Annotated in this window: 13 protein-coding genes; 10 read left to right on the forward strand and 3 right to left on the reverse strand. The window is 57.0% G+C overall.

Annotated features, from left to right (window positions below; all coding sequences use genetic code 11):
• Positions 1-106: 106 nt before the first annotated feature.
• Both sfsA and thpR read right to left on the reverse strand, forming a co-directional pair.
• Entirely contained in the window at positions 107-811 is a 705-nt protein-coding gene (gene sfsA / locus GXP72_RS03960; protein ID WP_024907500.1) for a DNA/RNA nuclease SfsA, read from the reverse strand.
• The gene (gene thpR, locus GXP72_RS03965; RefSeq protein ID WP_090419011.1) at positions 801-1,355 is read right to left on the reverse strand and encodes an RNA 2',3'-cyclic phosphodiesterase; all 555 of its coding nucleotides are present in this window, start codon (positions 1,353-1,355) and stop codon (positions 801-803) included. Before thpR ends, sfsA begins: the two co-directional genes overlap by 11 nt.
• Positions 1,356-1,428: 73 nt before the next feature.
• Between thpR and hrpB the strand changes: the two genes are divergently transcribed.
• The 10 genes from hrpB (at position 1,429) to fhuB (ending at position 17,851) form a co-directional block, all read left to right on the forward strand.
• Entirely contained in the window at positions 1,429-3,858 is a 2,430-nt protein-coding gene (gene hrpB, locus GXP72_RS03970) for an ATP-dependent helicase HrpB (protein WP_090419008.1), read from the forward strand.
• A gap of 144 nt (positions 3,859-4,002) precedes the next feature.
• On the forward strand, positions 4,003-6,528 hold the full coding sequence (gene mrcB / locus GXP72_RS03975; RefSeq protein ID WP_024907503.1) for a bifunctional glycosyl transferase/transpeptidase: 2,526 nt from the start codon (positions 4,003-4,005) through the stop codon (positions 6,526-6,528).
• A gap of 346 nt (positions 6,529-6,874) precedes the next feature.
• Positions 6,875-7,447 carry a fimbrial protein gene (locus GXP72_RS03980; protein WP_175557801.1) on the forward strand — a complete coding sequence of 191 codons (573 nt, stop codon included), beginning with the start codon at positions 6,875-6,877 and terminating at the stop codon, positions 7,445-7,447.
• 42 nt (positions 7,448-7,489) lie between these two features.
• Positions 7,490-8,203: a molecular chaperone gene (locus GXP72_RS03985; RefSeq protein WP_090419003.1), complete on the forward strand. Its 714-nt coding sequence runs from the start codon at positions 7,490-7,492 to the stop codon at positions 8,201-8,203.
• Between the two features lie 20 nt (positions 8,204-8,223).
• On the forward strand, positions 8,224-10,701 hold the full coding sequence (locus GXP72_RS03990; protein WP_024907506.1) for a fimbria/pilus outer membrane usher protein: 2,478 nt from the start codon (positions 8,224-8,226) through the stop codon (positions 10,699-10,701).
• Between the two features lie 12 nt (positions 10,702-10,713).
• On the forward strand, positions 10,714-11,718 hold the full coding sequence (locus tag GXP72_RS03995; RefSeq protein WP_090419000.1) for a fimbrial protein: 1,005 nt from the start codon (positions 10,714-10,716) through the stop codon (positions 11,716-11,718).
• Between the two features lie 205 nt (positions 11,719-11,923).
• Positions 11,924-14,134: a ferrichrome porin FhuA gene (gene fhuA / locus GXP72_RS04000; RefSeq protein WP_048990251.1), complete on the forward strand. Its 2,211-nt coding sequence runs from the start codon at positions 11,924-11,926 to the stop codon at positions 14,132-14,134.
• Positions 14,135-14,184: 50 nt separating this feature from the next.
• Positions 14,185-14,982, forward strand: a complete 798-nt coding sequence (gene fhuC, locus GXP72_RS04005; protein ID WP_090418997.1) for a Fe3+-hydroxamate ABC transporter ATP-binding protein FhuC — start codon at positions 14,185-14,187, stop codon at positions 14,980-14,982.
• Complete coding sequence (gene fhuD / locus GXP72_RS04010) at positions 14,982-15,872, forward strand: Fe(3+)-hydroxamate ABC transporter substrate-binding protein FhuD (protein ID WP_045907824.1); 891 nt, start codon at positions 14,982-14,984, stop codon at positions 15,870-15,872. The genes fhuC and fhuD overlap by 1 nt, the downstream gene beginning before the upstream one ends.
• Entirely contained in the window at positions 15,869-17,851 is a 1,983-nt protein-coding gene (gene fhuB, locus GXP72_RS04015) for a Fe(3+)-hydroxamate ABC transporter permease FhuB (protein ID WP_090418994.1), read from the forward strand. Before fhuD ends, fhuB begins: the two co-directional genes overlap by 4 nt.
• A gap of 96 nt (positions 17,852-17,947) precedes the next feature.
• Here the strand turns inward: fhuB and hemL are convergent, their stop codons facing one another.
• On the reverse strand, positions 17,948-19,228 hold the full coding sequence (gene hemL / locus GXP72_RS04020) for a glutamate-1-semialdehyde 2,1-aminomutase (protein WP_032649736.1): 1,281 nt from the start codon (positions 19,226-19,228) through the stop codon (positions 17,948-17,950).
• Between the last annotated feature and the right edge of the window lie 127 nt (positions 19,229-19,355).

The raw sequence follows: 19,355 nt of genomic DNA on the forward strand, positions 1-19,355 counted from the left end.
TGCTTTTCCGGATGGCAATTATCTAAACGTAACACTTGACAAGCCTGTGAGGAAAAGCGTATTTGCGCACGCGGCCAGAACACTTAATCGTCAATCGTCTAATCCCTTATAAGACAATGGGAAGAGAGGATCTCAGAGTCATATTATCGGCAGAAAGTTCCGCTTTATAAGCGAAAACCTCTACCCCCTGCTTTTGTGCCTCATTCAACAATTGCGCGTATTTAGGATCAATATGGCGGGCAGGGGAGAAACGTTCAATGGCTGAATGCAACACCGCAAACAGCAATACGGCGCGTTTGCCCGCCGCCGCAACACTCATTAGCTCTCGCAGATGCTTCTGGCCACGTAGCGTTACCGCATCCGGGAAGTAGCCATTTTCCTGCTCCGCTAACGTCACTGATTTCACTTCAATATAGCACTCCGGCCTGTCTTCCGCCTGTAACATGAAGTCAATTCTGCTGCTTTCATCGCCATATTTCACTTCACTTTTATGCGTACCATAACCGACCAGTTCAGGAATGGTGCCATGGGTCAGCGCTTCCTTAACCAGTTGATTTGCGCGCAGGGTGTTAACGCAAATAAATGCCCCATTTTGGGTTTCGGTCATTTCCCAGGTATGGGCATATTTGCGTTTAGTATTTTCTGATGTGGAATACCAGACCCTGTCACCCGGCGTCGCACAGCCCGTCATGGCACCGGTATTGGGACAGTGCAGGGTGAGCTGTATCCCTTCGGGGGTGATCACGTCGGCGAGGAAGCGTTTGTAGCGTTGGATAAGCGTAGCGTGCTGCAGGGGAGGACTAAACTTCATCAGAATTCCTTTCGGTGTTGCCCAGCGTCCAGCGCTGTAGCGGCGTATAGCGGGTGCGTCCCTGTGCAAAGACGGATTCGTAAAGCGCGAATCCGTTGACCGGAAAAGCCCAGTGAAAACCCGGCGGCGGGATGGCAACGGCCTGACCGGCATCGCGCAGCAGCGTGATATGTGGATGAAACGGCTGCGGGCTCTGATAACAGCCGCTGCGCGCCGCCTGCGCGCGCAGCATGTTCGCAAGCTGCAATAATCCGCGCGGTGGCTGGCGCGTGCCCAGCCAGACCACGCGCGAACGCAGCCACTGACCCGCATCGTCGAGGTGCAGCGTAAATTCCGGCTGGGCAATACGCCCGGCCATTGCGGCTAACGCCCGCTGCTTTTCGGCACTGACGTCGCCCAAAAAGGCCAGCGTCAGGTGCAGGTTAGCCGCCGCGACAGGGCGACCGGCTTCCGGCGGGAAGCGTTCGGCGCGCCAGCGAACAATTTGACGCTGTATCGCGGTGGGCAATTCAATGGCAAAAAACAGCCGTTTGGACTCAGGCATACGGAGGACTCGGTAATGATATGCGCCGATGCTACAATGTACGCCGACTAATGTTAACCCTCTGGAGCTGTTAGTGTCCTCATTGCCGGTCGCCGTCGTTCTTCCTGAGCTTCTCGCTGCCTTACATCATGCCCCGCAGGTTTTGCTGAATGCCCCGACGGGTGCGGGGAAGTCCACCTGGCTGCCGCTGCAGATTCTGAAAGACGGGAACATCAGCGGGAAAATTATCCTGCTGGAGCCGCGCAGGCTGGCCGCGCGCAACGTGGCGCAGCGTCTGGCGGAACTGCTGAATGAAAAACCGGGCGAAACGGTAGGTTACCGGATGCGCGCCGAGACCTGCGTGGGGCCGAGCACGCGCCTCGAAGTGGTCACCGAGGGTATTCTCACCCGCATGCTGCAAAACGATCCGGAGCTCACCGGCGTCGGGCTGGTGATCCTGGATGAATTCCACGAGCGTAGCCTGCAGGCGGATCTGGCCCTCGCGCTGTTGCTGGACGTTCAGCAGGGACTGCGTGACGATCTCCGGCTGCTGATTATGTCGGCCACGCTGGATAACGAGCGGCTACGGCAGGCGCTACCCGATGCACCGGTCATCAGCTCTGAAGGGCGGGCGTTTCCGGTAGAACGCCGCTATCAACCGCTTCCCTCCCACCAGCGTTTTGACGAGGCGGTCGCCATTGCCACCGCTGAGCTGCTGCGCCAGGAGCCCGGTTCCCTGCTGCTGTTTTTGCCGGGTGTCGGTGAGATCCAGCGCGTGCAGGAACAGCTTTCTACCCGCGTAGCCGGTGATGTGCTGCTTTGCCCGCTCTACGGCGCGCTGTCGCTCCAGGATCAGCGTAAAGCCATCCTTCCGGCCCCGGTGGGGCAGCGCAAGGTGGTGCTGGCAACCAACATTGCTGAAACCAGTTTGACCATTGAAGGGATTCGCCTGGTGGTGGATAGCGCCCAGGAGAGGGTGGCAAGCTTTGACCCGCGTACCGGGCTGACTAAACTTCTGACGCAACGCATTAGCCAGGCGTCGATGATGCAGCGCGCGGGCCGCGCGGGGCGTCTTGAGCCGGGTATCTGCCTGCATTTGACCAGCGCGGAACAGGCTGAACGCGCTGCACAGCAAAGCACGCCGGAAATTTTACAAAGTGATTTGTCGGGCCTGGTGATGGATCTGCTTCAGTGGGGCTGTCCGGATCCTGGACAGCTTACCTGGCTTGATTCTCCGCCTGCCGTGAATCTCGCCGCTGCGCGCAATCTGCTGACCCAGCTTTGCGCGCTGGAAGGCGAACGTCTGACGGCGCGCGGCCAGAAAATGGCGGCACTGGGCAACGATCCGCGTCTGGCCGCGATGCTGGCGGCCGCGCAGGGGGACGATGAAATTGCCACGGCGGCCAAACTGGCGGCTATTCTTGAGGAGCCGCCGCGCGGTGGCAGCAGCGATCTGGGGCAGGCGTTTTCGCGCAGTCAGGGGAACTGGCAGCAGCGGGCGCAGCAGCTCGGTAAACGGCTTAACAGCCGCGGCGGCGTACCGGACAGTGAGAGCATTCCCCGGCTGCTGGCGCAGGCCTTCCCGGACAGGATTGCGCGTCGGCGCGGGCTGGACGGTCGCTACCAGCTGGCAAACGGCATGGGAGCGATGCTGGACAGTGATGATGCCCTGACGCGTCACGAGTGGCTGATTGCGCCGCTCCTGCTGCAGGGGAGTCACTCCCCGGATGCGCGTATCCTGCAGGCGATAGCCATAGATATTGACGCCCTGACCCGTACCTGTCCGCAGCTGCTTCAGCAATCGGACATCGTTGAGTGGGATGATGCCCAGGGTACGCTGAAGGCGTTTCGGCGTAGCCAGATTGGTAAACTGACCCTCGGGACGAAGCCGTTGGCGAAGCCGTCGGAAGAAGAGCTTCATCAGGCTATGCTGAACGGCATTCGGGAAAAAGGATTAGGCGGGCTGAACTGGTCACCAGAGGCTGAACAGTATCGTCTTCGCCTGCATTGTGCTGCACGTTGGCTGCCGGAGTATGACTGGCCCGCAGTCGATGATGAGACATTGCTGGGCTCTCTGGAGCGCTGGCTGCTGCCGCAAATGCACGGTGTTCACTCGCTTCGGGCGCTGAAAGCCCTTGATGTTAAGGTCGCGTTACAGAATTTACTGGACTGGTCATTACGTCAACGTCTGGATAGTGAACTGCCAGGGCATTACACTGTGCCCACCGGAAGCCGGATTGCCATCCGTTATCATGAGGATAATCCGCCGGCGCTGGCGGTTCGGATGCAGGAGATGTTTGGTGAGGCCACCACGCCGTCCATTGCGGAAGGGCGTGTGCCGTTAGTGCTTGAGCTGCTGTCGCCTGCGCATCGTCCATTACAAATCACTCGAGATTTGGGGGCGTTCTGGGCGGGAAGCTACCGTGAAGTGCAAAAAGAGATGAAGGGGCGATACCCCAAACATGTCTGGCCGGACGATCCGGCGAATACGGCGCCGACGAGGCGGACGAAGAAATATTCCTGAAAGGGATGTGCGGCCTGATGCCCTCACCCCAACTCTCTCCCACAGGGAGAGGGAGAAAACAAATTTTGAGAGATTTCTTCTTTCACAGGCCTGTGAAAGAAAAGAAAATCTGGCCTTTGCGCCTGAAAGTTGCGGAGAAAAAGCATGGCGGGGAATGACCGCGAGCCAATAGGACGTAAGGGAAAACCAACGCGTCCGGCGAAAGAAAAGGTAAGCCGTCGTCGCCTCAGAGATGAGGACTATGACGATGACTATGAAGACGATTATGAGGATGAAGAACCGATGCCGCGTAATGGAAAAGGCAAAGGGCGTAAGCCTCGGGGCAAGCGCGGCTGGTTCTGGCTGCTGCTGAAGCTGTTCATTGTTTTTGTCGTCCTGATGGCGATTTACGGCGTGTATCTGGATCAGAAGATCCGCAGCCGTATCGACGGTAAAGTCTGGCAGTTACCTGCGGCAGTATATGGCCGTATGGTGAACCTTGAGCCAGATATGTCCATCACGAAGAACGAGATGGTTAAACTGCTCGAAGCCACCCAGTATCGTCAGGTGTCAAAAATGACGCGGCCTGGCGAATTTACCGTGCAGTCCAACAGCATTGAGATGATCCGTCGTCCGTTTGATTTCCCGGACAGCAAAGAGGGGCAGGTGCGCGCGCGTCTGACCTTTGACGGCGATCGTCTGGATACCATCGAGAACATGGATAACAACCGTCAGTTTGGTTTCTTCCGTCTCGATCCGCGTCTGATCACCATGCTTTCGTCAGCAAACGGCGAGCAGCGCCTGTTCGTGGCGCGTAACGGCTTCCCGGATCTGCTGGTCGATACCCTGCTGGCAACCGAAGACCGCCACTTCTACGAGCATGATGGCATCAGCCTCTACTCGATTGGTCGTGCGGTGTTGGCTAACCTGACTGCCGGCCGTACCGTACAGGGCGCGAGTACGCTGACCCAGCAGCTGGTGAAGAACCTGTTCCTCTCCAGCGAACGTTCTTACTGGCGTAAAGCGAACGAAGCCTACATGGCCGTGCTGATGGATGCGCGCTACAGCAAGGATCGCATCCTTGAGCTGTACATGAACGAGGTGTATCTCGGTCAGAGCGGCGATAACGAAATCCGCGGCTTCCCGCTGGCGAGCCTGTACTACTTTGGTCGTCCGGTGGAGGAGCTGAGCCTGGATCAGCAGGCGCTGCTGGTGGGCATGGTGAAAGGGGCGTCCATCTATAACCCGTGGCGTAACCCGAAACTGGCGCTGGAGCGTCGTAACCTGGTGCTGCGTCTGCTGCAACAACAGCAGGTGATTGATCAGGAGCTGTACGACATGCTGAGCGCACGTCCGCTTGGCGTTCAGCCGCGCGGCGGTGTGATTTCGCCTCAGCCTGCGTTTATGCAGCTGGTGCGTCAGGAGCTGCAAAGCAAGCTTGGCGATAAGGTCAAAGATCTCTCCGGCGTGAAGATCTTCACCACCTTTGACTCCGTGGCGCAGGATGCGGCAGAAAAAGCGGCGGTGGAAGGCATTCCTGCGCTGAAGAAACAGCGTAAGCTCTCCGATCTTGAAACCGCGATGGTAGTGGTTGATCGCAACTCCGGCGAAGTGCGTGCGATGGTGGGCGGTGCCGAGCCGCAGTTTGCAGGCTACAACCGTGCCATGCAGGCGCGTCGCTCGATCGGTTCTCTGGCAAAACCGGCGACCTATCTCACTGCCCTGAGTCAGCCAAACCAGTATCGTCTGAATACCTGGATTGCGGATGCGCCTATCTCCCTGCGCCAGCCTAACGGCCAGGTGTGGTCACCGCAGAACGATGATAAACAGTTCAGCGGTCAGGTGATGCTGGTGGATGCGTTAACGCGTTCCATGAACGTACCAACCGTTAACCTGGGCATGTCGCTGGGACTGCCAGCGATTGTCGACACCTGGCAAAAACTGGGCGTATCGAAAGATCAGCTGCACCCGGTGCCGGCAATGATCCTCGGCGCGCTTAACCTGACGCCGATCGAAGTCGCCCAGGCTTTCCAGACCATTGCCAGCGGGGGTAACCGCGCACCGCTGTCTGCCCTGCGTTCGGTGATTGCCGAAGATGGCTCCGTGCTGTATCAGAGCTTCCCGCAGGCAGAGCGTGCCGTTCCTGCTCAGGCCGCCTACATGACGCTGTGGACCATGCAGCAGGTGGTGCAGCGTGGTACCGGGCGTCAGCTGGGGGCGAAGTATCCGGGTCTGCATCTGGCGGGTAAAACCGGGACCACCAACAACAACGTTGATACCTGGTTTGCCGGTATTGATGGCCGCGAAGTGGTGATCACCTGGGTAGGCCGCGACAACAACCAGCCGACCAAACTGTACGGGGCGAGCGGGGCGATGTCGATTTACCAGCGCTATCTGGCCAATCAGTCACCGGTGCCGCTGAACCTCGTTGCACCGGAAGATATCGTGGATATGGGCGTGGACAGCTCCGGTAACTTTGTCTGCGGTGGCGGAATGCGTACCCTGCCGGTCTGGACAACCAACCCGGATTCCCTGTGCCAGCAGAGCCAGCCTGAACAGCCGACGGGCAACCCGTTCGATCAGTCTTCTCAGCCACAGCAGCCGCAGCAGCAACAGCCGCAGCAGCAGAATGAGAAGAAAGACAGCGATGGCGTAGCCGGCTGGATTAAGGACATGTTTGGCGGAAACTGATTAGTTTCCTGAATAAAAAAGCCGCTTAGTGATAAGCGGCTTTTTTTGTCTTAACATTTATTCTTATTTTAATTTTAGTAAATGTCTAATTAAGAATTATTAATGCGTGATTTTTCTTTTTTTAATCAGTGCGTTGGTATCACTTTAAACTATTTTATTCGCCATCCTGCTGGACACGGTAAAGATTAATCTGATGTAATTAAGTTCGTGAATTTCACTTTCCTCATGGGATGTTCTTATTAATGGTTTTTCGGGGCTAAGTGACGTCCAATTTTAAATGGCATTCTGGCGAAAAGTATTTTTCCCAGGAATGGATTCCATTATAAACATATATAAGGATGTTGTTATGAATAAGATAATTATTTCTTCTTTATTGGCCGGAAGCATTATGGCGGCTTTGTCGCTGCCGGTCTTTGCAGCGAATGATTCAGGTACGGTAAATTTCGCCGGAAAAATTGTGGCGGATACCTGCGAGATCAATGTTGATGGTACGGGGACCAATGAATCCACCGTCACATTCGCAGATACTTATCCTTCAGACTTTGGCATCGACGGTCAGGTCGGGACGTCTAAAGCTTTTAAGATTGAAGTAAAAAAATGTGACCCGCTGGTCGCCAAACTGAACCTCAAGTTCAGCGGCACAACGACAGACGCCGCGTACAAGCGTTTGAAGAACGATCTCTCCGGCGCAGGCAACGCCACTAACGTTGGCATCATTGTCAGCAACGACAACGGCTCCAAAGGCGATGTGGTCTTCGACGGTTCAGTACCGGATGCGGGCACCGACGTGGCTAACGATCCGACCGGCGCAGCGGCTTCTGTCTTTAACTACACCGCGAAAGTGATTCAGGTCGGTGATGCCGCGCCAACCGCGGGTCATTACTCCTCCTCAGCCACATTTGAGGTTGTCTATCGCTAAGCAATTATTGGCAGCCTGAACGGCTGCCTCCTGGAACGCTGTATGAAGACGTTATTTAAATTGTTATGTGGTTGTTTAATTATCTCTTGCTTTTCAGTGCAGGCAAGCGTTGTTCTCGGTGGTACGCGAATTATTTATCCATCGAATAAATCTGAAGTACAAATCGCACTTAAAAATAAAGATCCTCATACGCGTTATCTGGTGCAAAGCTGGGTCAGTTATCCCAATGATGCAAAGGCTCCCTTTATTATTACGCCGCCTGTCTATAAGTTGCAGGAAAATCGTCAGACGCTATTACACGTTATTTTTACCGGCGATAAAAACAGCCTGCCGGCAGACCGCGAATCACTTTTTCTGGCGAATGTGAAATCCGTCTCTGCTCTGTCGCGCGATCTGAAAGAGAAAAACACGCTGCAGTTCGCGATGAAAACGCGCCTGAAGCTTTTCTGGCGTCCTGCTCAACTGAAGGAAACCGATGCCCTGGGAGCCTATGAAAAAATCACGTTCCATCGTCAGGGTGAGACGCTAATTGCAAACAACCCCACCCCTTTTTACGTCTCTTTTGGCGAACTGGCCGTTGGCGGGAAAAATGTACCGGTGAAAGAGACCAAAACCACGCCGGGTGCCATTTCAATGATGGTTGCACCGTTTAGCAAGCAGAGTTTCGCGCTACCAAAAGCGGCAAATGGCGCGGTGACCTGGACGGCTATTAATGATTTCGGCGCCCAGACTCCTCTACGCAAGCAGGCTCTTTAAATCGATCATGTTGGTAAGTTATGTCGTCATCTTTACTTCACAAACAGGTACTGTCCGGGATCGCGCTGGCGCTGCTCGCCGCGATCCAGCCTGCAAGTGCGGATGACGAATTCAACCTGCGGATCCTTGAACTGGATACCCCTCTCGAAAATACCTCCACGCTCAAAAAATTCATCAATGATAATGGCTTACTTGCGGGGAGCTACCCCACGACGATTATGTGGGATCGGGACGTGCTGGATACACGTACGCTCACCTATGTGCTTTCTGACGACAAACAGCATCTGCTGCCGGAGCTGACCAAAGCGGACCTGCGCGAATACGGCGTGAAAGTTGACACGATCCCTGACTTAAAGGGTCTGGACGACGAGGCTTACGTTCGGGACATCTCTCATTTCATTGAAAATGCACGCTACGATTACGATCAGGATAACCAGACCCTGAAGCTGGTCATTCCGCAGATCTATCGCGATCGCGCCGCCGCCGGAGCGATTAACCCGAAATTCTGGGATGACGGCGCGCCTGCCGCCTGGACAAGCTATCAGCTCAGCGGCTCTCAGCAACACTATAGTTCGGGCAAAGCCTCTTCAACCTGGCTGGGTCTGGAGTCGGGGATGAATCTTGGCGCGTGGCGACTGCGTAATAACAGCACCTGGAGCGATGCTTCCGGCTGGGAGGCTATCGCCAGCACTTTACAGCGTGACATCAAAGCGTTGAAAAGCCAGCTTGAGATGGGGCAGACGTATACCAATGGCGAGCTTTTTGACAGCGTCCAGATGACCGGCGTGAAGCTGGAAACGGACACCGCTATGCTGCCCGTCAGCCAGCAAGGCTTTGCGCCCGTTGTGCGAGGTATTGCGAATAGCGACGCGAAAGTCACCATCAAGCAAAACGGCTATACCATCTATCAGACAAACGTCTCGCCAGGGCCTTTTGAGATCCGCGACTTGAGCCAGGTGACTTCCGGAGCCGATCTGGAAGTGACCGTCGAAGAGGCGGATGGCAGCGAGCATAGCTTCATTCAGGCCAGCGCGTCGGTGCCGGTGTTACAGCGAGAAGGCGGTTTTAAGTACTCGCTGGCAGCAGGGCGCTATCGCGGTAATGAAGGTGAAGATGAACCCATCTTTGCGCAAGGTACGGCTATCTATGGTCTGCCTTACGGCGTCACGGCCTATACCGGCGCGCTGGGGGCGTCACTGTATCATGCGCTGCTGCTGGGGCTTGGTGCCGACCTGGGGCACTTCGGCTCCGCATCTGTCGACTTCACCGCCGCGCGTACCGCGTTTGATGACGGGCTTGACGATGCCAGCGGTTTATCGTGGCGGGCCCAGTACTCCAAAGATATCCCTGACACGGATACGACCGTCACGCTTGCCAGCTACCGCTACTCTACCTCGGGGTTTTATACCTTTCAGGAAGCTATCGATCGGCGTGACGGCGAGATCGATGACGGCATTTATACCTATCGCAGAACCAACAACCGCCGTAGCCGCATGCAGCTAAACCTTTCCCAGCGTATTTCAGACTGGGGCTCGGCTTATCTCAACGGCTATCAGCAGGATTACTGGGATATGGACGGCCATGAGCGCAGCGTCAGCGCGGGGCTGAGCTCCAGCTGGCGCAATATCACCTGGTCGATAAGCTACAACCTGACCCGCACCCCGGACGCCAATACCGACCGGCAGATGGCGTTGACGGTCAACATTCCGTTCTCAAAGTGGCTGCCTGACTCCTGGGCAACCTACAGCGCTAACACCGCCAGCGGTGGGTTTGTTTCACATCAGGTCGGGCTCGGCGGCACCGCGCTGGAGGACAATAAGCTGAGCTACAACCTCCAGCAGAGCTATGCCAATCAGAATACCGGCTACGGCGGCAGCCTGTCCGGGCGTTACCGTGGCGCTTCCGGTGAGGTCGGGATGAGCTACAGCTACAGCGGTGATAATAGACAGTGGAACTACAGCGCGCAGGGGTCGATCGTTGCCCACGAGCATGGCGTGACGCTGGGGCAACCCGTACGCGACGCTTTTGCCATTGTGCACATTAAGGATGGCGATAACATCAAAGTGCAAAACGGGCGCGGCATCTCTACAGACCGTTTTGGTAACGCCATAGTGCCCTCTATGACGGCCTATCGGCACAACGTCATCACCGTAAATACACAGGATCGGGAAGATATTGATATCGATGCGGCAACGCTCGATCTCGTGCCGACGAAAGGGGCGGCTCTGCACGCGACCTTCGATGCTCGCGTTGGACGACGCGCGCTGGTGACCTTGCTCTACGCAGGTAAGCCCGTTCCGTTTGGGGCTGTGGTAGCGCTGGAGAGTACCACCGCCATCGTCGGGGATGACGGTGAGGTTTACCTCACGGGGCTGTCCGGCAAAACAACGTTTAGCGTGCAGTGGGGGGAAGAACACGTTCATCAGTGTCATGGAGAGCTGGATCTTCCCTCCCAGGGCTCAGCAGGGATCGTGAAAGCCACGGTCAACTGTCATTAAAAGAGGTATTTCATGAATCTACACTTTTCCATGAAAACGTTTTTCTTACCCGTGCTGATGTTGCTGGCGACCGCCTTTTTCCATTCAGCTCGAGCAGACTGTACTTTTAACGGCAGCTCTGGCGTGGATGCTGTGGTGACGTTTCAACTTCCGCCGGTGATTATTGTTGCTCCTGATACCCCGAAAGGCACAATCATTTACGATGACAGCGTTGAAAGTAAAGAAGTGGCCATAGACTGCACTGGTGAAGCGCAAATACGGCGAGGCTATCTCTCCTTGACGGAAAGCGATGCGCGTGAAGATGTTATGCCTGGCGTTTATCAAACTAATGTCCCGGGGATTGGAATTCGGGCCGCTTCCTCGAATGAGCAGTTACCAAACTATAATGACGAGGATCTTGTCAGGCCAATGCACTATATTGGCTCAACACATGGCTATTCGCATGGAGTATCTACCTTTCGCGCCACTGCGCAGCTGGTGATAACGGGCGATATTCAGGAAGGATATCTCGATACCTCACGATTAACCTCAATGGATATCCTGGGGAACGTGGTGATCGGTGAAATGCGCTTTTCTCCTGCCAGCGTTCGCATTACAACCAACACCTGTAACCTGGTCGACCGTAACATTTATGTGCCTCTTAAAACGGTCAACGTTCAGGATTTTGACGGGCAATACTCAGAGATACTTACCGACAGCAGTTTTAAGATTGAAATCACCGACTGTTCTGCGGGGACAAAGATCGATTATCAGTTCACCAGCGCGGGCTCAACGGGCGTGAAGAACGGCAATATCCTCGGCATCGCTGCCGGAGATTCCGCCGCCGCGGGTGTCGGCATCCAAATTCTTGATAAGAATAATACGGTGCTGCAGTTTGATCAGAACTACACGGCGATAACCAGTACGCAGGACAAGATCCCCGTTGAAATCCCTCTCAAGGCGCGCTACATCAAAACGGGGGAGGTTAAAGCGGGCAAAGTCGATTCCGTCGCCACGTTCGAGGTATTTTACCGTTAACCCTCTCTGCCCGTTTTGGCGGGCTTTAGCGATCATTTCGCTATCCTTATTAACCCACTCTTTTCATCTGGTTAATTCTTAAACCCTTAAATCTTGTAGGGCTGCTTACTGCTTGCTATGCAACCCGCGTTTCGCATATTATTCTGGCGCTCATAATAATAATTCTCGTTTACGTTATCATTCACTTTTCCATCAGAGAAACATCATGGCGCTTTCCAATACTGCTCAGCCAATGAACACGTCGCTGCGTAAACTCGCGGTCGTCGTCGCCACAGCGGTTGCCGGCGTGTCCGCGTATGCTCATGCGGCCGAAACCCCGAAAAAAGAAGAAACTATCACGGTAACCGCAGCACCTGCGGCACAGGAAAGTGCCTGGGGACCGGCACCCACGATTGCGGCTAAACGCACCGCCACCGCGACCAAGACCGATACCCCGATTGAGAAAACCCCGCAGTCTATTTCTGTCGTCACCCGTGAAGAGATGGACATGAAGCAGCCGGGGACGGTTAAACAGGCGCTGGCCTATACGCCGAGCGTGTTCGCAACACGCGGTGCGTCAACAACGTATGATGTTGTTTCTATTCGTGGGTTCACCACCTCCAGTACCGTGAATACCAACCAGTATCTGGACGGGATGAAGCTGCAGGGTGATAACTATTCTGAAGCGTCCATGGATCCGTATTTCCTTGAGCGCGTCGAGCTGCTGCGCGGCCCTACGTCCGTTTTGTACGGTAAAAGTCACCCGGGCGGCGTGGTCAGCATGGTCAGCAAGCGGCCAACCACCGAGCCACTGAAAGAAATTCAGTTCAAAATGGGTACCGATAACCTGTGGCAGACTGGGTTTGATTTCAGCGATGCGATTGATGATGACGGCGTGTGGTCATACCGTCTGACCGGTCTGGGGCGCAGCGAAAATGCGCAGCAGGAAATGGTTAAGTCCACCCGCTACGCCATTGCGCCTGCTTTCAGCTGGCGTCCTGACGATAAAACCGATTTTACTTTCCTGAGCAACTTCCAGAGCGATCCGGATGCAGGCTATTACGGCTGGCTGCCGCGGGAAGGTACCGTTGTGCCTTACTACGACGCCAACGGCAACGCGCACAAGCTGCCGACCGATTTCAACGAAGGTGACGAAGACAACAAGATCTCCCGTCGCCAGAAAATGGTGGGCTACAGCTTCTCCCATCAGTTTGATGACACCTTTACCGTGCGTCAAAACCTGCGCTACACCAAAATCAATACGCTTTACCGTTCCGTTTACGGTAACGGCTATATTGCACCGGCTCAGATCAGCCGCGCGTACGTGCGCTCTGATGAGGACCTCAACTCGTTCACGGTCGATACCCAGCTGCAGTCCAAATTTGCGACCGGTGCAGTGGATCATACTCTGTTAACGGGCGTCGATTACCTGCGCATGCGTAACGATATTGATGCAGATTACGGCAGCGCTGACCCTATCAGCATGACGAATCCGCAGCACAACAATGCCAATATCAACGTGAACTTCCCGTATGCCGTGCTCAATCGTCAGGAGCAAACGGGCCTGTACGCGCAGGATCAGGCTGAGTGGGATAAGTGGGTACTGACCCTGGGTGGACGCTATGATTTTGCCAAAACGTCCACACTGACGCGTTCCTCCGACACGACGGCTGAAATCAACGATCGGGCGTTCACCTGGCGCGGCGGGATCAACTACCTGTTTGATAACGGTATTACGCCGTACTTCAGCTATAGCGAATCCTTCGAGCCTATTTCCGGCGCAACCCAGGGCGGCAAACCGTTCGATCCGGCTCGCGGCAAGCAGTATGAAGCGGGCGTGAAGTATGTACCGAAAGATCTGCCTGTTGTGGTCACCGCTGCTGTGTATCAGCTGACCAAAAACAACAACCTGACGGCCGATCCTGCGAACCCGACCAGCGGCTTTAGCGTACAGGGCGGTGAAATTCGCTCTCGCGGTTTCGAACTGGAAGCGAAAGCGGCAGTGTCTGCCAACGTGAACGTGACGGCGTCCTATAGCTTTACTGATGCGGAATACACGCACGATACCTGGTATGAAGGCCGTCGTCCGGCGGAAGTGCCGCGTAACATGGCGTCTCTGTGGGCAGATTACACCTTCCACGAGACGGCGTTGAGCGGTCTGACAGTAGGGGCAGGCACCCGTTACATCGGTAACACCGTGTCCTACTACTCTGCCTCGTCGCCAAAAGCCTACCAGTCGTTCAACGTCGCGGGCTACGCACTGGCTGACGCGACCGTGAAATACGACCTGGCACGCTTTGGACTGCCGGGCTCATCCGTCGGCGTCAACGTGAACAACATCTTCGATCGTGAATACGTCTCCAGCTGCTACAGCGAATATGCATGCTACTGGGGCGCAGGACGTCAGGTTGTTGCCACCGCGACCTTCCGCTTCTAATCTCTGTCCGGGCACGGTTCGCCGTGCCCTTTTTATTTAAGTTGGCTGATATGCAGGATAATCAAACGCAACCCGACACCACCTTTACGCTCAACCATCTCTCCTTTCGCGTACCCGGGCGCACCTTGCTGCATCCGCTCTCTTTGACGTTCCCCGTAGGTAAAGTCACTGGCCTGATTGGTCACAACGGTTCCGGTAAGTCCACGCTGCTTAAGATGCTGGGACGCCATCAGCCGCCGTCAGAAGGCGACATCCTGCTGGATGACCAACCGCTGGAGAGCTGGAGCAGTAAAGCGTTTGCCCGCAAAGTGGCGTATCTGCCGCAGCAGCTGCCGCAGGCGGAGGGGATGACGGTGCGAGAGCTGGTGGCGATTGGGCGTTATCCGTGGCATGGCGCGCTTGGACGCTTCGGCGTGGCCGACAGAGAGAAAGTGGAAGAGGCGATTGCGCTGGTCGGGCTGAAGCCGCTGGCGCACCGTCTGGTGGATAGCCTGTCCGGCGGTGAACGCCAGCGCGCGTGGATTGCGATGCTGGTGGCCCAGGACAGCCGCTGCCTGCTCCTTGATGAACCCACCTCCGCGCTCGATATCGCCCATCAGGTCGATGTCCTGGCGCTGGTGCACCGCTTAAGCCAGCAGCGTGGTCTGACGGTGATTGCGGTGCTGCATGACATCAACATGGCGGCGCGCTATTGCGACTACCTTGTTGCGCTGCGCGGCGGCGAAATGATTGCGCAGGGAACGCCCTCCGAGCTGATGCGCAGCGAAACGCTGGAACATATTTATGGTATTCCGATGGGTATTCTGCCTCACCCGGCCGGGGCTGCACCGGTGAGCTTCGTCTACTGATGCTCGACAACATGCGCATTAGCCGCCGTCGCCTGCTGACGGCGATGGCCCTCTCACCGCTGCTGTTAAAAATGAATACGGCGCGTGCCGCCGCCGTCGATCCGCACCGCATAGTGGCGCTGGAGTGGCTGCCGGTCGAGCTGATGATGGCGCTCGGCGTCACGCCCTACGGCGTGGCGGACATTCCTAACTATAACCTCTGGGTGAACGAGCCGAAGCTGCCGGACTCGGTAATCGACGTCGGCCTGCGGACGGAGCCAAACCTCGAGCTGCTCACCCAGATGAAACCGTCGTTCCTGTTCTGGTCCGCGGGCTACGGTCCGTCAGAAGAGACCATGGCGCGCATTGCGCCCGGACGTGGATTCGCTTTCAGCGACGGTAAAAAACCACTGGCGATGGCGAAAAAGTCGGTTAACGAGATGGCGCATTTCCTCAACCGGGAAGCGGAGGCTAAAAAACATCTCGACGAATTCGATGCCCTGATTGACGCTCTGAAGCCGCGTTTTGCTCACCGTGGCGATCGTCCGCTGCTGATGGTGACGCTGCTGGATGCCCGCCATATGCTGGTTTTCGGTAAAAACTGCCTGTTCCAGGAAGTCCTCGACAGTTTTGGTATTCGTAATGCCTGGGAAGGGGAGATGACGTTCTGGGGCAGTACCGCTGTGGGTATCGATCGTCTCGCGGCGTTTCGCGACGTGGATGTGCTGTGCTTCGATCACGGCAACGAGCGCGCCATGCAAACCCTGATGGCGACGCCGCTCTGGCAGGCGATGCCGTTTGTCCGTGAGCAACGCTTCCAGCGCGCCCCGGCGGTCTGGTTCTACGGCGCGACGCTGTCGGCCATGCATTTTGCCCGCGTGCTGGATAACGCGCTGGGAGGTAAAGCATGAGTTCACGTATTGCCCGCTTCCCGGCGCTTCTGCTGGTATTGATTTTTCTTGCCGCGCTGGCGTTAACCGGGGTCAACCTCTCGGCCGCATTACCGCGCACGCAGTGGGGGGCCGCGCTGGCCTCGCCGGATATCGACAATATTCAGCAGATGCTGTTCCACTACAGCCTGCTGCCGCGTCTGGCAGTCTCCCTGCTGGTTGGTGCCGGTTTAGGGCTGGTGGGGGTGCTGTTCCAGCAGGTTTTGCGTAACCCGCTGGCGGAACCCACCACACTCGGCGTCGCGACCGGCGCTCAGCTAGGGATCACCATCACCACGCTGTGGACGCTGCCGGGGGCGTTAGCCTCGCAGTTTGCGGCACTTGCCGGAGCGTGTGCGGTGGGCGCGCTGGTCTTTGGCGTGGCCTGGGGTAAACGCCTTTCCCCGGTGACGCTGATTCTGGCCGGGCTGGTGGTCAGCCTGTACTGTGGGGCGATCAACCAGCTGCTGGTCCTGTTCCACCACGATCAGCTGCAAAGCATGTTCATGTGGAGTACCGGAACGCTGACCCAGACCGACTGGAGCGTGGTGCAGCGCCTCTGGCCGCAGCTGGCTGGCGGTGTTGTGCTGACGCTGCTGCTCCTGCGTCCTCTTACGCTCATGGGGCTGGATGATGGCGTGGCGCGTAACCTGGGGCTGGCGCTGTCGCTGGCTCGCCTGGCGGCGCTGACGCTGGCAATTGTATTGAGCGCCCTGCTGGTGAACGCGGTCGGCATCATCGGGTTTATCGGCCTGTTTGCGCCGCTGCTGGCGAAAATGCTTGGGGCGCGTCGTTTACTGACGCGTCTGATGCTGGCGCCGCTGATTGGGGCGCTGATCCTCTGGCTTTCCGATCAGCTTATTCTCTGGCTGGCGCAGGTCTGGCGGGAAGTCTCCACCGGCTCTGTGACCGCGCTTATCGGGGCGCCGCTGCTGCTGTGGCTGCTCCCGCGGCTGCGCAGCATGAGTGCACCGGCGATGGACGCGGGCGATAAAGTCTACGCTGAACGTCGGTCGGTGCTTTGGTTTAGCCTTGCCGGTCTGGCGGTGCTGATTATCGCCTCGTTCGCGGCGCTCTCATTTGGACGCGATGCCGCGGGCTGGCACTGGGCAACGGGTGATTTGCTCAATGAACTGCTACAGTGGCGCTGGCCGCGTATCGTCGCTGCGCTGATCGCCGGGGTGATGCTGGCGGTGGCGGGGTGCATCATTCAGCGTCTGACCGGCAACCCGATGGCGAGCCCGGAAGTGCTTGGGATCAGCTCTGGCGCCGCCTTTGGCGTGGTGCTGATGCTCTTCTTTGTGCCGGGCAATGCGTTTGGCTGGCTGATGCCTGCCGGCAGTATCGGCGCGGCGGTTACGCTGATGATTATCCTGATAGCCGCCGGTCGCGGTGGGTTTTCACCGCACCGCATGCTGCTGGCCGGGATGGCGCTCAGTACCGCGTTTACGATGCTGCTGATGATGCTGCAGGCAAGCGGCGATCCGCGTATGGCGAAGATACTGACCTGGATTTCCGGCTCGACCTACAACGCCACCGGCAGCCAGGTGGTCTGGTCCGGGATGGTGATGCTCGTGCTGCTGGCGATGGTGCCGCTGTGCCGCCGCTGGATGACCATTCTGCCGCTCGGCGGGGAAACCGCGCGTGCGGTGGGAATGGCGCTGACCCCAGCGCGTGTCGCGCTGCTGCTGTTGGCGGCGTGCCTGACGGCGACGGCAACCCTGACGATTGGACCGCTGAGTTTTGTGGGGTTAATGGCGCCGCACATTGCCAGAATGATGGGCTTCCGCAGGACGATGCCGCATATCGTCATGTCGGCCCTGACGGGCGGGGTGATGCTGGTGTTCGCAGACTGGTGCGGAAGAATGGTGCTGTTCCCGTACCAGATCCCGGCGGGTCTGCTGTCGACCTTTATCGGTGCGCCGTATTTTATTTATCTGTTGAGAAAGCAGAGTCGGTAGTCAGGTGCGGCCTGATGCCCTCACCCCAGCCCTCTCCCACAGGGAGAGGGAGAACATCGTAGGCCGGGTAAGCGTTAGCGCCACCCGGCAATGACCTTAGAGCTTCGCAAACACCTTACGCGCCGCGTCGATGGTGTTATTGATATCTTCTTCGCTGTGCGCCACGGACATAAAGCCCGCTTCGAACGCTGACGGTGCCAGGTACACGCCTTCTTCCAGCATCAGGTGGAAGAAGCGCTTGAAGCGCTCAACGTCGCACTTCACCACGTCCTGATAGCAGGTCACGGTTTTCGCATCGGTGAAGAAGATCCCGAACATGCCGCCCACGTGGTTAACCACCAGCGGAATACCGGCTTCCTCTGCCGCTTCAAGCAGTCCGTTTGCCAGCTGCGTCGTCAGGTCGGTCAGGGTCTCGTGAATGCCAGGCTGGGCCACTTCGGTCAGGCAGGCAAAGCCCGCGGCCATGGCTATGGGGTTACCGGAGAGCGTGCCCGCCTGGTAAACCGGGCCGGTTGGCGCCAGGGCTTCCATCACGTCCTTACGACCACCGAATGCGCCGACCGGCATGCCGCCGCCGATGATTTTACCGAGGCAGGTGAGGTCCGGCTCAACGCCGTAGTAAGACTGGGCACCCGCCAGCGCTACGCGGAAGCCGGTCATGACTTCATCGATGATAAGCAGCGCGCCGAACTCGTCGCACAGGGCGCGCAGGCCCGGCAGGAACTCAGGCTGCGGTGGGATGCAGTTCATGTTGCCCGCAACCGGCTCAACGATGATGCAGGCGATCTCCTGCGGATATTGTTCGAACGCCGCGCGAACGGTAGCAAGATCGTTGTAGGTGCAGGTCAGGGTGTGCTTCGCGAAATCTGCTGGTACGCCCGGCGAGTTCGGCTGGCCGAGCGTCAGCGCGCCGGAACCGGCTTTCACCAGCAGGCAGTCCGCATGGCCGTGGTAGCAGCCTTCAAACTTGATGATTTTATCGCGACCGGTAAAACCGCGCGCCAGGCGGATGGCGCTCATAGTGGCTTCGGTACCGGAGTTCACCATACGCACCATGTCCATGGTCGGCACCAGTTCGGTCACCAGCTCCGCCATTTTCACTTCCATTTCGGTTGGCGCGCCGAAACTCAGGCCGCGCTGAGCGGCTTCAATCACCGCATTACGAATAGCCGGGTGGTTGTGCCCCAGCACCATCGGGCCCCAGGAGCCGACATAATCGATATAGGCTTTGCCATCGACATCATACAGATACGCGCCGTCAGCACGTTCGATAAACAGCGGCGTACCGCCCACGCCGGTGAAGGCGCGCACAGGTGAGTTCACGCCACCCGGAATAAGCTCGCGGGCTGCACTGTAGAGGTTTTCAGACTTGCTCATGGCGTCGTTCCTGGTTCGTATAAAATGATTAAGCCCACTATTCTAAGTGATTCGGGGAAGGTTATGAAATTTTTAGCCGGGTAATGCTTTAAGATTTGTTAAGTAATTTTCAGGAGACGGTGGGGCA

Source organism: Enterobacter sp. SES19 (assembly GCF_011765665.1).
Taxonomy (GTDB): Bacteria; Pseudomonadota; Gammaproteobacteria; order Enterobacterales; family Enterobacteriaceae; genus Enterobacter; species Enterobacter pseudoroggenkampii.

Excerpts from the sequence above, each read along its gene's own strand:
- fhuB (WP_090418994.1), top strand. The coding sequence starts at position 15,869 with ATGAGTTCACGTATTGCCCGCTTCCCGGCGCTTCTGCTGGTATTGATT.
- fhuC (WP_090418997.1), top strand. The coding sequence starts at position 14,185 with ATGCAGGATAATCAAACGCAACCCGACACCACCTTTACGCTCAACCAT.
- GXP72_RS03980 (WP_175557801.1), top strand. The coding sequence starts at position 6,875 with ATGAATAAGATAATTATTTCTTCTTTATTGGCCGGAAGCATTATGGCG.
- sfsA (WP_024907500.1), bottom strand. The coding sequence starts at position 811 with ATGAAGTTTAGTCCTCCCCTGCAGCACGCTACGCTTATCCAACGCTAC.
- GXP72_RS03985 (WP_090419003.1), top strand. The coding sequence starts at position 7,490 with ATGAAGACGTTATTTAAATTGTTATGTGGTTGTTTAATTATCTCTTGC.
- GXP72_RS03995 (WP_090419000.1), top strand. The coding sequence starts at position 10,714 with ATGAATCTACACTTTTCCATGAAAACGTTTTTCTTACCCGTGCTGATG.
- thpR (WP_090419011.1), bottom strand. The coding sequence starts at position 1,355 with ATGCCTGAGTCCAAACGGCTGTTTTTTGCCATTGAATTGCCCACCGCG.
- mrcB (WP_024907503.1), top strand. The coding sequence starts at position 4,003 with ATGGCGGGGAATGACCGCGAGCCAATAGGACGTAAGGGAAAACCAACG.
- fhuD (WP_045907824.1), top strand. The coding sequence starts at position 14,982 with ATGCTCGACAACATGCGCATTAGCCGCCGTCGCCTGCTGACGGCGATG.
- GXP72_RS03990 (WP_024907506.1), top strand. The coding sequence starts at position 8,224 with ATGTCGTCATCTTTACTTCACAAACAGGTACTGTCCGGGATCGCGCTG.
- hemL (WP_032649736.1), bottom strand. The coding sequence starts at position 19,228 with ATGAGCAAGTCTGAAAACCTCTACAGTGCAGCCCGCGAGCTTATTCCG.
- fhuA (WP_048990251.1), top strand. The coding sequence starts at position 11,924 with ATGGCGCTTTCCAATACTGCTCAGCCAATGAACACGTCGCTGCGTAAA.